Source organism: Accumulibacter sp. (assembly GCF_016789985.1).
GTDB lineage: Bacteria > Pseudomonadota > Gammaproteobacteria > Burkholderiales > Rhodocyclaceae > Accumulibacter.
The window spans coordinates 1-14,430 of sequence record NZ_JAEUOL010000031.1 but is presented as its reverse complement, the minus strand read 5'-3'; the positions used below and the strand labels follow the sequence as shown (position 1 = coordinate 14,430).

Sequence of the window (14,430 nt, the reverse complement as noted above, 5' to 3'; positions counted from 1 at the left end):
AAAACTAGGCCTGCCGAGTGTCTTCGATTTCGTGCTCCCGGTCCAGCGTTCGTTTTCGAATATCTGCCAAAGGCAGACCCAACTTCCACTCCCTTTCCAGCAATTCCAGGAGAGGCAGCATTTCCTTGCCGAGCGGCACAAGATGCGGAATCACCACCTTCGCATGGCCGGCCCTGATCAGGTCGATGGCGTGGCCAAGCCGGGGTACCGGAATTTCGCTCAGCCCCTGGTCGACGCAGGCCAGCACCCGATTGCCTCCGGCCTGTTGGGCAGCTCTCAGCCGATCTCCGGCGAGGGTGATCAGTGTGGCCGCCGAAGTCACCTGATCGTTCGGGCTGCTCGCCACGCCGAGACTGACTGACAGATCCAGTCGCTGGCCATGCACCGCAATGTGGGCGACGGCAAACGCCTCGCGCAGCCGGTTGGCAAAAGCCTCGCACGCGGGGTAGGGCGTGCCGGGCGAGACGATTGCCAGTTCGCTGTCCGAAAAATGGCCCAGGGTGTCCTCCTTGCGCACTTTCTGGGCCAGGATGCTGATCAGTTTGCTCTGCAACTTGCTCACCACCTCGTCGCCGTGTTCCGTCCGCAGCTCGTCGAACCGGTCGAAACCCAGGACCAGGATGCTGGCCGGAGCATTATGGCGATTGGCATAGGCCAGCGCCTGCCCCGCCTGTACTTCGATGTGCTGGCGGGTTGGCAGCCCGGTTGCGGGATGCTGCGCCGTACGGTTGACGCTCTCTGCCAGATCGTTCTGCGCCTGGGTGCGGGCCAGCAGTGAGGCAATGCGGGTCAACAGTTCGGCCGTGCCGACGCTGCGGCTGATGAAGTCGGAAGCGCCCAGCGCTCGCGCTCGTTCGTTGGCTTCCTCATTGTCGCCGGCGATGATCAACACCGGCATCTGGCGCAGCCGGGTCAGTCTCGATGAGCGAACCCTGGCCAGCAGACCGTCGCCATCGAGCATCGGCAGTGCCAGAGCACAGATCACCAACTGTATCGAGTGATCGAGGACCAGGGCTTGCCAGCCGGCCTCGCCATCGACCTCCTCGCGAAAGCTGTAATGCTCGCGAACGCGCTTGATCAAGGCGGCGCGTGCCATGCGCGATTCGTCGACGATCAGGATGCGGGGTCGCTGAGCCGGGTCGTCCATCGAGTCTCGCGCTTCCGTCGGTCCGGCCCGCTTCAGGCGCCGGCGATGGCGACGACGACGCGGCCGTGCGCACGCCCCTCGACATAGTCATGGAAGATGTCAGGCAGGTCGTCGAAGGTGATGGTGCGCGTCATCGCTGGCAGGTGTGGCACTCGGAGGTCGCCGGCCAGGCGTTGCCAGACGCCACTGCGATACGGTTCGCCAATATAGCCGGAATCAATTCCGAGCAGGCTGGCGCCGCGCAGGATGAAGGGCATGACCGTAGTGTTGAGGGTAGGGCTGGCGGCCAGTCCAATGCTGGCGATCGTCCCAGCCTGTTGCATGGTGCTGGCGATCCAGGCCAGTACGTCGCCACCGAGGTTGTCGACGGCGCCGGCCCAGAGTGCCCGGTCGAGTGGTCTGATGCGCTCCAGATCGAGCGTCGAACGGAACATTACCTCCGCTGCACCGAGGCTCTTGAGATAATCGACTTCGCTCTCCTTGCGGGTCAGCGCGGTGATCCGGTAGCCCCGTGCCGCCAGCATGTTTACCGCCAGACTGCCAACGCCGCCTGTCGCTCCGGTAACGATGACCGGACCCCTGTCCGGCCTGAGGCCATTCTCTTCCATCCGGACGACGCCGAGCGCCGCCGTGAACCCGGCCGTCCCGAGGGCCATCGCATCATGCAGCGACAGTCCGGCAGGAAGCGGCACCACCCAGCGCCCAGGAACTCGCGCGTACTCGGCGTAGCCGCCGTGGTGCGCCACACCAATATCGAAACTGGTCGCGATGACTGCGTCGCCTGGCTGGAAGCGCGGGTCGCGGCTGGCGGTGACGGTTCCCGAGAGATCGATGCCGCCGACACAGGGAAAGCGGCGGATGATGCGCCCCGCACCGGTGGCCGCCAGGGCGTCCTTGTAGTTCACACTGGAAAAAGCAACCCTGATGTCTACCTCTCCCGGATCCAGTCGGGCTGGGTCGAAGGTGACCATGCCGCCTCGCGCCAGACCACCGTGGTCTTCGATCAGATAAGCCTTGAAGGGACTCATGCGCACTCCATACTGTGGATCGGACAAGGGCAGTACCCGTCGCGACCGGGCTCCAGCCCATGAACCAGGGAACGATTATAAACACAAAGGCCGGGCTTTCTGGCCATGCCGCCCGGCGCCGAAGGCCGGTCGAGCCGGTCGCTTGCACCAAAAGTCGCGAGGCTGGCGACTATACCGTGTTTGGCGGAGCAATCCCATGTGCGGTGCACCATCGGCCCGAAGCCTCGTCTGGCGTTATTTTCCCATTTAAGTTATGGCCTTGTAATGCTCAGTTGATCCATCTTCTTGATCATGCATCACTCGACAGGGGGTTTACAGCGTGACATTTTTCACATAAATTTCGTCCCCATGCTCAGAAATCAACTCCTCCGCGCTCTCGCGAGCGCCGCCATGATTGCCATGTCATGGGTTGGCCCGATCAACGCCAGCGAACCGCCAGTCATCAGTGAGGAACCTTCGCTACTTGAACGCTACAGCAACAGCGTTCAGGATCTGATCCTCAAGGGTTTCGAACTGATCGGCATCAATTATCGCTTCGGTGGAACCAATCCCGATACGGGTCTCGACTGCAGCGGTTTCGTCCAGATCGTATACAAGGAAGCCATGGGCATCCTCCTGCCGCGCAGCGCGCGGGAACAGAGTGAGATTGGTGCGGTGATCGACCGTCACGAATTGAAGCCTGGCGACCTCGTTTTCTTCAACACGATGCGCCACGCCTTCTCGCATGTTGGTATCTATCTTGGCGACAACCGTTTTCTGCACGCACCGCGCACCGGTGCCGAAATTCGCGTGGAGGACATGCGCCAGAGTTACTGGATGCAACGCTACAACGGCGCACGACGTCTGCTGGCACGCTGACACAGCTTTTCGGGCACGCTCCAGGCGACGCATCGCGTCGCCTTTCTTTTGTCGGAAAAAAGGAACGATTCGCATTTACAATATGGTGCCTGCTTGCTATCATCTCCAGCTGAAGCTCGATGATCCGACGCTACCACTGGAGGTAAGACCATGAATTTTGGATTTCCCGGCTCGCTGTTCCTCCTGGCTCTCGCTGCCGCGCCGCTGGCCAGTGCCCAGGCTCAGGAAAAGGTGTTGAATCTTTACTCGGCTCGCCACTATCAGACCGACGAAGCCCTGTACAGCGGGTTTACCCGCCAGACGGGCATCACCGTCAAGCGTATCGAGGGCAAGGAGGACGAACTGCTCGAGCGGATACGCAACGAAGGGGCGAACAGCCCGGCCGATGTTCTGTTGACCGTCGATGCGGCCCGTCTGGCCGCCGCGCACGAGATGGGATTGCTCGCACCGCTTCAGTCGCGCGTGCTCGAGACGCGCATCCCGGCGCATCTGCGGACCGCCGACTGGTATGCATTTTCGCTGCGCGCCCGCGTCATCATCTACGCCAAGGAGATGGTCAATCCGGACGAACTCAGGACCTACGATGATCTGGCGAATCCGCGGCTGAAGGGCAAGGTCTGTTCGCGCTCGGGTTCACACCCCTACAACCTGTCACTGCTCGCATCGATCATTGCCCATCGGGGAGAGGCCAAAGCCGAGGCGTGGGCCAGGGGGGTCGTAGCGAACTTCGCACGCGCACCAAAGGGCGGTGATACCGATCAGATCCGGGCGGTGGCGGCGGGCGAGTGTGCGGTGGCGGTTTCGAATACCTATTATCTGGCCCGTCTGATGCGTTCGGACAAGCCCGAGGACCGCAAGACGATGGAGAAAGTCGGGGTAATCTGGCCCGACCAGCAAGGAAGTGGCACGCACGTCAACGTCTCCGGAGGCGGCGTGCTGAAGACGGCGCCGCACAGGGAAGCAGCAGTGAAGTTCCTGGAGTACCTGTCCAGCGACGAGGCGCAACGCTATTTTGCCGACGGCAACAACGAGTGGCCCGTGGTACCCGGTGTCAAACTGGCCAATCCGGCGCTGGAAGAACTCGGCAAGTTCAAGGCCGACACGCTGCCGGTCGGGTCGCTGGCGACGTATCGCGCCAAGGCGCAGATGATCTTCGACCGGGCCGGCTATCGTTGAGCAGCAGGCAGGCGCATGCTGCTCAGCGGCGCTGGCGCGAGATCTGGTGTGACAGGAGAATCAGCGGCAGCAGGCCGACGGCGACAATGGCCAGCGACACGCTGGCCGCTTCCGCCAGGCGCTCGTCGGAGGCCAGGGTGTAGGCCTGCGTCGCCAGCGTGTCGAAGTCAAAGGGGCGCATGACCAGCGTCGCCGGCAACTCCTTCATCACGTCAACGAAAACCAGCAGGCAGGCGGTGAACAGACTGCCGCGCAGAATCGGCAGGTGGACGCGGCGCAGGGTCGCCGTCTGGCCGAGCCCCAGGCTGCGCGCAGCGTCATCCATGCTCCGCGTGATCTTGGCCAAGCTGGTGCCTACGGCTTGCAGGGCGACCGCCAGGAAGCGCACGAGGTAGGCGTAGACCAGCGCCGCGATGCCGCCGGTGAGCAGCAGTCCGGGGTTGTCGCCATACCAGTGCTGCCACTGCTCGGCTAGCCAGTGGTCAAGGCGGGTCACCGGAATCAGCACACCCACGGCGATCACCGAACCAGGCACCGCGTAGCCGAGACCGACCAGGCGGTTCAGTGCCGGGGCAAACATTCCTCGCGAGAGTCGCGCGCCATACGCCAGCAGTACGGCCAGGGCCAAGGCAAGCAGCGCCGTCAGGCCGGCAAGCAGGAAACTGTTGCGCGCCAGGGCGGCGAAATGGCCGCCGAGAGGCGTCTCGCTGTCGGTCAGGGCCAGCCGCAGCAGGAGGCAGGCCGGCAGCAGGAAGCCGATCCCCAGCGGCAGGGCGCAGGTCGCCGTGGCCAGCCAGGCACGCCCGCCGGTCAGTCGACGACCGGGGAACTGACGGTGACGCGCGGTAGTGTCGTTAAAGCGAGCGCGACCGCGTGAGTGCCATTCGATAAGCAGTAGAAGGACGACGAAGGCGAGCAGGGCGGCAGCCAGTTGCGCGGCAGCGATGCGATCGCCGAGCGAGAACCAGGCGCGATAAATGCCGGTGGTAAAGGTCTGCACGCCGAAGTAGGAAACGGTCCCGTAATCGGCCAGTGTTTCCATCAGGGCCAGGCTCGCACCCGCTGCCACGGCCGGTCTGGCGAGCGGCAGCGAAACCCGGAAAAAGCTGCGCCAGGGTCCGAGGCCGAGCGTTCGCGAGGCCTCCAGCATGCCGCTGGTGCGTTCGATGAAAGCAGTACGGGCCAGCAGATAGACGTAGGGATAGAGGACGAAGACGAACATGGCCGCTGCGCTCCCGAGGCTGCGCACCTCGGGAAACCAGTAATCTGCCTTGTTCCAGCCGAACAACTCGCGCAGAAAGGTCTGCAGCGGGCCGACAAACTGCAGAAAATCGGTATAGACGTAGGCCAGAACATAAGCCGGCATGGCCATCGGCAAGACCAGTGCCCATTCGAAAACCCGGCGTCCCGGAAAATCGTGCATTGCCGTCAGCCAGGCCGTGGCGACTCCGATGAGCAGTACGCCGGCACCTACCGCGAAGCAGAGCAGCAAGGTATTGGCAACGTAGTCCGGCAGGACGGTGGCCGCCAGATGCGACCAGGTTGCCCCGGTGCCGCCGCTCAGGATGTTGGTCAGTACGCTGACCACCGGCAGGGCGACCAGGGCGGCGATGGTGACCGAAACGAGGAGCAGGGGATTGAGGCGCAGGCTGATCATGGCTGGACGGGTAAATGAGAATTATAATTGGCGTGCCGGGATTCGCGGCCCCCTGTGTCGCCGGAGTTGCAAACAGGGTTTGTCGACCGCCCATGCCTGACGAGCAAACCACGATGGCACACCTTGAACTGCAGGGAATCGTTCAGCGCTACGGTACACACACCGTGGTCGATGGGGTGAGCTTTGCCGTCGAGTCGGGCAGCATCGCCTGCTTGCTCGGGCCTTCGGGTTGTGGCAAGACAACCCTGCTGCGCTGCATCGCCGGCTTCGAGGAGATCGCCGCCGGGGAGATTCGTGTCGATGGCCGTCTGGTCAGCAGCGCCGGCCTGCGCCTCCCACCAGAGCAGCGACGGATCGGCATGGTCTTTCAGGACTACGCGCTCTTCCCGCACCTGACGGTTGCCGCCAACATCGGTTTCGGGCTTGCCCGCCTGGGCGGTAGCGAGCGACGCAGCCGGGTCAGCGAATTGCTGGACACCGTTGGTCTCAGCGGTCAGGGCACCAAGTATCCGCACGAACTCTCCGGCGGCCAGCAGCAGCGCGTCGCGCTGGCTCGAGCGTTGGCGCCGCAGCCGCAACTGATCCTGCTCGACGAGCCCTTCTCCAATCTCGACGTCGATCTGCGCGAACGCCTGTCGCTGGAAGTGCGCGCCATCCTCAAGAGTCAGAGGATCACCGCGGTGCTGGTCACCCACGATCAGCACGAGGCCTTTGCCATGGCCGACGAAGTGGGCGTCATGGCGGGTGGCAGCATTCAGCAGTGGGATACGCCGTACCGGGTGTATCATCAGCCAGCCAACCATTTCGTAGCCGATTTCGTCGGCCAGGGCGTCTTCCTGCCGGGAGTGGTGATCGACGAAAGTCGTGTGGAGGTGGAACTGGGTCTTCTCGAATCGCGCTTGCCGCTCGAATGCAGTCAGGGATGCGAGGCTTGCGGCAAGGGTTGCGGCGTTGAGGTGCTGCTGCGCCCGGACGACATCATCCACGACGACCAGGCTGGATTGCTGGCCGAAGTACGGCACAAGGCCTTCCGGGGTGCCGAGATTCTCTATACCCTGCGTCTGGCCAGCGGTGTCGAAGTGCTTTCGCTGGTTCCATCGCATCACAACCACGCGATCGGTGAAAGGATCGGCATTCGTCTCGATGTGGACCACGTCGTCGCCTTCAAGACGCCGGTGCGTAGCCCTGCCGTGACGCCACGGACCGTTCAGTTCCATCGATGATTCCCTGGCTCGAACGCGGTGCACCCTTTCCGCCACTGGAGCGGGCCTTGCGCGAACCGAACGGCCTGCTCTGTGCCGGCGGCGACCTGTCCCCCCGACGTTTGCTCGACGCCTATCAGCGTGGCATCTTCCCGTGGTATGCGAGCGGCGAACCCATCCTCTGGTGGAGTCCCGACCCGCGGATGGTGCTGTTTCCGGCGGAATTCCGCATTGCGCGCTCGCTACGCCGTCGCCTGCGCTCGGGCTGTTTCGAGGTAAGGCTGGACAGTGATTTTCCGGCCGTCATCCGCGCCTGTGCCGAGGCGCCACGTCCCGGCCAGGACGGTACCTGGATCACGAGCGAGATGCAGAATGCCTATTGGAAGCTGTTCCAGCAAGGGATTGCCCACTCGGTCGAGACCTGGTTCGAGGGCAGGCTGGTCGGCGGCCTTTATGGCCTGGCGATCGGCCGCATGTTCTACGGCGAGTCGATGTTCGCACGCTCCGCCGATGCATCGAAGGTCGCCGCTGCTCATCTCGCCCGCTTCCTTGAAGAGGAAAGCTTCGGCATGATAGATTGCCAGATGAGCACTCCGCATCTCGCCTCGCTCGGCGCGCGGGAGATTCCGCGCGCGCTGTTCATGGATCGCCTGCGCGTGCTGGTGGTGCAAGCCTGGCAGCCCGGCCGCTGGCCGACCGATGCTGCCAGCCAACCCTGGAACTAGCTGACAATGTCGCGACTCAACGACTCCGAGCTGCCGTTCTCCCTGTTGCAGTTCTACGCCACGGCACCCTACAACTGCAGCTACCTGGCGGGAGAGTGGGCACGTTCGCAGGTGGCGACGCCCAGCCACCTGATCAACACCGAGGTTTATGGCGAACTCGTGCGCAGCGGCTTTCGGCGCAGCGGCGTGTTTACCTATCGGCCGAAGTGTGACCACTGCCAGGCCTGCGTTCCGGTTCGTGTCCCGGTTGAGCGGTTTCAACCCTCGCGCAGTCAGCGCCGCAGCATCAGGATGCATGCCGGGCTGCAGGCGCGCGAGCTGCCGCTCTGCTTTCGCGACGACCACTATCAGCTTTATCTGCGTTACCAGTCGGTCAGGCATGCCGGCGGCGGGATGGATCAGGACAGCCACGAACAGTACACCCACTTCCTGCTGCAAAGCCGGGTGGACACGCGTTTGATCGAGTTCAGTGAGTGTGGTGTCCTGCGCATGGTGAGCATCCTTGACGTGCTGAATGACGGTCTGTCCTCGGTTTACACGTTTTTTGATCCTGCACTGCCGGCGGCGAGTCTGGGCACCTACAACATCGTCTGGCAGATCGCCCAGTGCGTCGCCAACGATCTGCCCTACCTGTATCTCGGCTACTGGATTCGCAATAGCCGGAAGATGGCCTACAAGGCGAACTTCAGACCGATCGAAGGTTTCAGCGCGGGGCAATGGACTGATCTGGATACTCGGACTCGGTCGATGGCCTGACGGTGTGGCCGGAGATGCGGTGCATTCCAGTCAGGCCGTGGCGCTCGCGCGAACCGGCTGTGCGGTGGCGACGGCCCGAGCCGCGTGCGCCTGGCGGCCGGCAGGTAGTCGCCGCCGGATCATCGGCTGATCATCGGCTCGATGGCATCCGTCGCAGCCGCTGGCACGGGGGCCTCTTCCTCGACCGCCAGGACGGCGCACAACGTTTCCATTCCCTGCGTGGCGTGTTCGAGCGCCCGGGCGTCTTCGGCGGTCAGTTTGCCGCTCGTGCGCCAGCGCTGCGCCAGCTCGACCATGCGTTGCGCATGCAGCATCAGGCGGCCACGCAGTGCGTTGAGTTGCTGAATCTTCGCGATACTGGCAGCGCGCAGCTCGATGATGGCGCTGTCGCGTTGATTGTCGTTGGTCGCATTCTCCACGTCACGCCGGGCACGCAGCTCTTCCATCGATGCCTTCCACCAACCGAGGAAGCTGGCGCGATGATCGAGCAGGGCGTTCAGCGATTCTCCCATGGCGTTGATTTCGTTGCGTCCACCGCGCACCGTCGGGACCCGCCCGGTCGGTGTGCCGTAAGCCAGATCGTCGAGCAGCCCGGCCATCTGCCGGACGGGGCGGACGATGCGGGCGGTGATGACGACCGCCAGGACGACGGCGAGACCAATCGCGCAGCCCGTGACGATGATGCCCAGTCGCACACTGGCCCGGGAGGCTTGCTCGATCCCGGCGACCCGGCTGGCCATCATCTGGTTCGCCTGTGCCACGTTGGCCTCGATCAGTGGCGCAACCTGATCGGCGGCGGCATTCATTTCGCCGGTCCTGATGGTGATGTCGGCACGTTGCGACACAAGAACCAGGAAACTGCGCTGGTAGTCGCGCAGCAGCCCGAGGAGAAGCTCTTTATCGGACTGAGCCAGGGCTGATTCGGCGATCTGCGAACGAATCGTCCGTGCCAGTTCGGCCACCATGGGCGGGTAGGATTCGTCGCCGCGCAACAGGAAATCCTTCTCCCGACGGCGTAGCTGGAGAACGCTGGTTTCCAGATGGGGCACGTAATGGGCGTTGAGCATGGCTTCGATACGCTGTGCCGCATCACGGAACGGCCCCTTGCCGCCACCATCGTAGCCGGCCTCGAGGGCATTGTCAGCGTAGTCCTCGAAGGCCCTGGCGTAGATGGTCAGTTCGGCAAGCAGTTTTTGTCGCACCGCAGCCGGTAGCCGGGATTGCTCGATCAGTTGGCGAAACTCGGGGAGCAACTTGCGAACTCGCTCCCGGTAAGCAGGATCGCGGCGCAGGGCAAGGTCCTTTTCGTTGCGGCGAATCTGCAGCAGGACGGTGAACAGATGATCGACGTCGTACTGGGCGGACAACTCGTGCAGGCGATGAATCTTCTGACGGAAGGCGCCCTGGATACCCGAGTTCTCGTCCAGCCCCATGGCCCGCCAAGCGTCGGCGACTGCCCGAAAACTCTGCTCGTAGCTGTTCATCAGAGCCTGCAACTGGTTGGCCGTCTGGCCCGACTGCTGATCCACCGTTGCCAGTCTCGTCACTTTATCGTGCATGCTCTGCAGATGGCGATCGACTTCGTCGGCGAAGCGCTCCTGATGCCGCAGCAGGAAGTTCTTCTCGGCATCGCGTATGGCAGCCATCTCGACCTCGATTTCGAGCGCCAGTGACTTGCGCACTTCATACACTTGTTGCAGTTGCTGATGGTCGGCAAGGACCGACTTCAGGGTCAGTTGATAGTGCCAGATGACGCCGATCAACAGCAGACCGACCACGGCAAAACCGGCGCCGATTTTTTCCCCGATGCGCAAGCTGCTGGAAACTCTGCCCACGTCGCTCTCCTGCTATGGAAACCTGCTCTCACCCGGATCGGGCAGCGGGGCCGGGCGGTACGGATGAAGAAAGCTTGCCGGTGCCGCTGTCCGGCGCGCCGCGCAGACCTGTGAGTGGAGTATATCTGGAGGGCCGACGGCTTGTCGAACGCCCTTGTGTGAGTGAAGACGGAGCCGCTTCCCGGCAAGTGGCAGACCACGCAACGGGAGGAGAGGGGACGATCCAAACCATGTCTTGCCGGAGATCGCGGTCGTCGAGCAAGACCGTTGGGTGGATCAAGTTCTGGGGCCGGCCTCTGGAGCATCTGCGCTGGCGCCGACCTGCACCCGATCACGAGAGCGACCAGCCCGAACCGGCGATGAAGAGGTGCGGCAGATGGCGTCTCGCCGGCAGCGGGCGGTGACGGCCGTGCCCTGGCCGGGATCTGGAGCCGGCGGATGAGCGTCGAAAAAAAGACCGGGTGTACCACCCGGTCGAACGTCCGGCCTCTCGGCTGCAGGAGGGACCGAAGGTGTCCTGTGCGTCTGTCGACCCGACCATCGGCAGCAATCTGACGCGTCAGAGCGGGTCATGGGCGCGCGGTGTGCTGGCTCAGCCGGTCGAGGGTGAAGGCGATTTTGGTGCAGCTTTGCCAGTACCCGCCAGAAGGAGCTGAAAGCCTTCGAACGAGATGTCGTGTATCTCGGTCAGTTCGGGCAGGCGACGTTCCGGTTGACGTCGACGTTCCGGAAGCTTGCCGCGCGGACCGGTGTCGAGCTGGCGGCGGTCGACTCCGCTTCTAACGCTTTCCTGTTTCAGCGCCTGTTTCAATTCCTGAGCCCTCCTCACGATGCGCCCTGCAACAACGAATACAGAATAGCCTCAACCGGTCATGTTTTCCGTGTCGAACTTCACGTTGCCGATCAATTGCAACCGTGTGCTGGCCACCATGAACCGCGGGCGCAGCCGGCACTCTGTGTTGCCGGATCGCCGTACCAGGCCGTCACGGCGGACGGTAGTGCGTCGCCTGGCGCGTTCCGGCGCGCTTCGCTGCCGGCAGAGAGCGGGAAAGCTGTTAGCATTCGAAGCAACAGGATGGCTGGCTGATGCGTCGAAGAGCCTTGTCGCAGGCCGCCCAGTCTGCTGCTTCAGGGAAGAAACAAGAATGAACGGCCTTTCCACCGAAGACTATTTGGCTGTGCCACTTGCCGAGCGATTGCGTCCGCGGACGCTGGCCGAAGTGATTGGGCAGAGGCATCTGCTCGGGCCGGGAAAGCCACTGGCGATGGCTTTTCAGTCCGGGCAGCTGCACAGCATGATTCTTTGGGGACCGCCCGGCGTTGGCAAGACGACTCTGGCCCGCCTGATGGCCGACGCCTTTGCGGCGGACTTCATCGCCTTGTCGGCCGTCTTTTCGGGGGTCAAGGACATTCGTGAGGCGGTGGCCCGGGCGCAGGGCAGTCGTGCTCACAATGGTCGGCGGACCATTCTCTTCGTCGATGAAGTGCATCGTTTCAACAAGGCGCAGCAGGATGCATTCCTGCCCTACGTCGAGGCGGGATTGCTCACGCTGGTCGGCGCAACGACCGAGAACCCGTCCTTCGAAGTCAATTCGGCACTTCTCTCGCGCGCTGCGGTATACGTGCTGCAACCGCTTTCGCCCGCCGAGATGGGCGAGCTCCTGGAAAGAGCCTGCCGGCAGGCACTGCCCGGCCTGGATGTCGAGGAAGATGCACGCGCGCGGCTGATCGGTTTCGCCGACGGTGATGCCAGACGTCTGCTCAACCTTGTCGAGCAGGTTGCCACGGCAGTGCGGGCAAGCGAGCTGCGCGGCATTGACGGTGATTTTATCGACCACGCTCTGGCACAGAGCCTGCGCCGTTTCGACAAGGGCGGTGACGCCTTCTATGATCAGATCTCCGCGCTGCACAAGGCGGTGCGCGGCTCCTCGCCGGATGCCGCCCTGTACTGGTTCTGCCGCATGCTCGACGGTGGCGCCGATCCGCGCTACCTGGCGCGCCGCATCGTGCGCATGGCCTGGGAGGACATCGGCCTGGCCGATCCCCGTGCCGCACGCATTGCGCTCGATGCTGCAGAGACTTACGAGCGCCTCGGTACGCCGGAAGGTGAGCTGGCGCTTGCTGAAGCGATTCTCTACCTGGCGATGGCGGCCAAGTCGAACGCCGGCTACCTCGCGTATAATGCGGCGCGCAGTTTCATCGGGGGGGATGGTTCGCGGCCGGTTCCGGTTCATTTGCGCAATGCGCCGACGCGACTGATGAAGGATCTCGGTTACGGCAGGGACTACCGCTATGCGCACGATGAGGCGGCGGCCTATGCCGCCGGCGAGAACTATTTTCCGGAAGGCATGCCGCCGGTCGAGTGGTATCGACCGGTAGCGCGAGGCCTGGAGATAAGGATTGGCGAGAAACTTGCGCATCTGCGCGAGCTTGATCGCCTGGCAGGGAAAAAGAAGGATTGAGAGAGGGGAAACTCCCCCCGTCCCCGGGTCTGCCAACGGGAAGGCGGGATGCGCCGATATCCAGGTCGCCGGGCGACCATCAACCTGAGGACTGAGCATGCTCGACATCCAACTGCTGCGCAACAACATCGGTGCGGTGGCCGACCGACTTGCCACGCGCGGTTTTGTCCTCGACCGCCCGATGTTCCATAGGCTGGAGAGCGAGCGCAAGCGGTTACAGACGCGTACCCAGGAATTGCAGGCCAGTCGCAACAGCCTTTCGAAGCAGGTCGGTGTGCTCAAGGGTCGTGGCGAAGATGCTGGGCCGGTGATGGCGCAGGTGGCGGCGCTGAAGGATGAACTCGATGCCAATGAGGTGCGTTTGGGCGAACTGCTCAAGACGTTCGACGCCTTCCTTGCCGTATTGCCGAATTTGCCGCAGGAGAATGTTCCGCTCGGCCGGTCGGACGCCGACAACGTCGAGGTCAAGCGCTGGGGTACGCAACGATCCTTCGATTTTCCGGTCAAGGACCATGTCGATCTCGGCGAGGGACTCGCGCAGCTTGACTTCGCCACCGCCGCGAAGGTGGCCGGCACACGATTTTCACTGATGAAAGGACAGCTTGCCCGGCTGCATCGCGTGCTTGCCCAGTTCATGCTCGATACACATACCGCGGCACATGGCTACACGGAGGTCTACTCGCCCTACCTGGTCAACGCCGCCAGCCTGACCGGTACCGGGCAGTTGCCGAAGTTCGAAGAGGACTTGTTCAAGATTCTCCGCCCAGACGCGGAGCCGCTGTACCTGATTCCGACCGCCGAAGTTCCGGTCACCAACATCGTGCGCAACGAAATTCTCAATGCCGAGGAGCTGCCGCTCAAACTCGTCTGCCACACCCCGTGCTTTCGCTCCGAGGCAGGTTCCTATGGTCGCGATACACGTGGCATGATCCGTCAGCACCAGTTCGACAAGGTCGAACTGGTGCAGATCGTGGCGCCAGCCGACTCGGTGGCGGCACACGAGGAACTCACCGGCCATGCCGAGCAAATCCTCGAGATGCTCGAACTACCGTATCGGCGAGTCACCTTGTGCAGCGGCGACATGGGGTTCTCGTCGGCCAAGACTTACGATCTCGAAGTCTGGCTGCCAGCCCAGAACGCTTACCGCGAGATCTCCTCGTGTTCCAATTTCGAGGCCTTCCAGGCGCGAAGGATGCAGGCGCGTCACCGCAACGAGCGCAACAAGGTGGAACTGGTGCACACCCTCAACGGCTCGGGTCTGGCTGTCGGGCGCACACTGGTCGCGGTGATGGAGAACTTCCAGAACGCTGATGGCAGTATCGCCATTCCCGACGTGCTGCGCGCATACTTCAGTGGGCTCGAGCGGATCGGCGTCGGCTGATCAAGCGGTCGTGTCGAATTGCCGGCTGGCTGCGGCGGAAGGTCACGTCAGGTGGACAAGGCAATTCTCTCTGCGCGTGTAAAGACGTTCTTGTGCTAATATTCGCGCCCGACGGAGAGGTGGCAGAGTGGCCGAATGTACCTGACTCGAAATCAGGCGTAGGTGGAAGCCTACCGAGGGTTCGAATCCCTCCCTCTCCGCCA

At 63.1% G+C, this 14,430-nt stretch carries 12 protein-coding genes and 1 tRNA gene; 8 read left to right on the top strand and 5 right to left on the bottom strand.

Annotated features, from left to right (window positions below; translation table 11 throughout):
- Nucleotides 1-4: 4 nt before the first annotated feature.
- Together JNK99_RS01690 and JNK99_RS01685 are read right to left on the bottom strand one after the other, a co-directional pair.
- Nucleotides 5-1,147 (bottom strand): diguanylate cyclase, encoded by a 1,143-nt coding sequence (locus tag JNK99_RS01690; protein WP_291847700.1) that lies wholly within the window; start codon nt 1,145-1,147, stop codon nt 5-7.
- Nucleotides 1,148-1,179: 32 nt separating this feature from the next.
- Nucleotides 1,180-2,175: an oxidoreductase gene (locus JNK99_RS01685; protein ID WP_291847697.1), complete on the bottom strand. Its 996-nt coding sequence runs from the start codon at nt 2,173-2,175 to the stop codon at nt 1,180-1,182.
- A 390-nt stretch (nt 2,176-2,565) separates the two neighbouring features.
- Between JNK99_RS01685 and JNK99_RS01680 the strand changes: the two genes are divergently transcribed.
- Both JNK99_RS01680 and JNK99_RS01675 read left to right on the top strand, forming a co-directional pair.
- Entirely contained in the window at nt 2,566-3,033 is a 468-nt protein-coding gene (locus JNK99_RS01680; RefSeq protein WP_291847694.1) for a C40 family peptidase, read from the top strand.
- 150 nt (nt 3,034-3,183) lie between these two features.
- Nucleotides 3,184-4,209: a Fe(3+) ABC transporter substrate-binding protein gene (locus JNK99_RS01675; protein WP_291847690.1), complete on the top strand. Its 1,026-nt coding sequence runs from the start codon at nt 3,184-3,186 to the stop codon at nt 4,207-4,209.
- A gap of 22 nt (nt 4,210-4,231) precedes the next feature.
- On the opposite strand, the gene JNK99_RS01670 is transcribed toward JNK99_RS01675, so the two are convergent.
- Nucleotides 4,232-5,866: an iron ABC transporter permease gene (locus JNK99_RS01670; RefSeq protein WP_291847688.1), complete on the bottom strand. Its 1,635-nt coding sequence runs from the start codon at nt 5,864-5,866 to the stop codon at nt 4,232-4,234.
- A 113-nt stretch (nt 5,867-5,979) separates the two neighbouring features.
- On the opposite strand from JNK99_RS01670, the gene JNK99_RS01665 reads away from it, so the two are divergent.
- Genes JNK99_RS01665 through JNK99_RS01655 form a run of 3 tightly spaced genes read left to right on the top strand, consistent with a single transcriptional unit; the run spans nt 5,980 to nt 8,549 of the window.
- Nucleotides 5,980-7,089, top strand: coding sequence for an ABC transporter ATP-binding protein (locus tag JNK99_RS01665; RefSeq protein WP_291847686.1), 1,110 nt, complete (start codon nt 5,980-5,982; stop codon nt 7,087-7,089).
- Nucleotides 7,086-7,793, top strand: coding sequence for a leucyl/phenylalanyl-tRNA--protein transferase (aat, locus tag JNK99_RS01660; RefSeq protein ID WP_291847684.1), 708 nt, complete (start codon nt 7,086-7,088; stop codon nt 7,791-7,793). The genes JNK99_RS01665 and aat overlap by 4 nt, the downstream gene beginning before the upstream one ends.
- A gap of 6 nt (nt 7,794-7,799) precedes the next feature.
- The gene (locus tag JNK99_RS01655; RefSeq protein ID WP_291847682.1) at nt 7,800-8,549 is read left to right on the top strand and encodes an arginyltransferase; all 750 of its coding nucleotides are present in this window, start codon (nt 7,800-7,802) and stop codon (nt 8,547-8,549) included.
- A 119-nt stretch (nt 8,550-8,668) separates the two neighbouring features.
- On the opposite strand, the gene JNK99_RS01650 is transcribed toward JNK99_RS01655, so the two are convergent.
- Nucleotides 8,669-10,384, bottom strand: coding sequence for a hypothetical protein (locus JNK99_RS01650; protein WP_291847679.1), 1,716 nt, complete (start codon nt 10,382-10,384; stop codon nt 8,669-8,671).
- A gap of 592 nt (nt 10,385-10,976) precedes the next feature.
- Complete coding sequence (locus tag JNK99_RS01645; protein ID WP_291847676.1) at nt 10,977-11,195, bottom strand: hypothetical protein; 219 nt, start codon at nt 11,193-11,195, stop codon at nt 10,977-10,979.
- A 334-nt stretch (nt 11,196-11,529) separates the two neighbouring features.
- On the opposite strand from JNK99_RS01645, the gene JNK99_RS01640 reads away from it, so the two are divergent.
- The 3 genes from JNK99_RS01640 to JNK99_RS01630 all read left to right on the top strand — a co-directional run bounded on the left by JNK99_RS01640 (nt 11,530) and on the right by JNK99_RS01630 (nt 14,430).
- On the top strand, nt 11,530-12,846 hold the full coding sequence (locus JNK99_RS01640) for a replication-associated recombination protein A (RefSeq protein ID WP_291847673.1): 1,317 nt from the start codon (nt 11,530-11,532) through the stop codon (nt 12,844-12,846).
- 97 nt (nt 12,847-12,943) lie between these two features.
- Nucleotides 12,944-14,227, top strand: a complete 1,284-nt coding sequence (gene serS / locus JNK99_RS01635; RefSeq protein WP_291847670.1) for a serine--tRNA ligase — start codon at nt 12,944-12,946, stop codon at nt 14,225-14,227.
- A 113-nt stretch (nt 14,228-14,340) separates the two neighbouring features.
- A tRNA-Ser gene (locus JNK99_RS01630) sits at nt 14,341-14,430 on the top strand.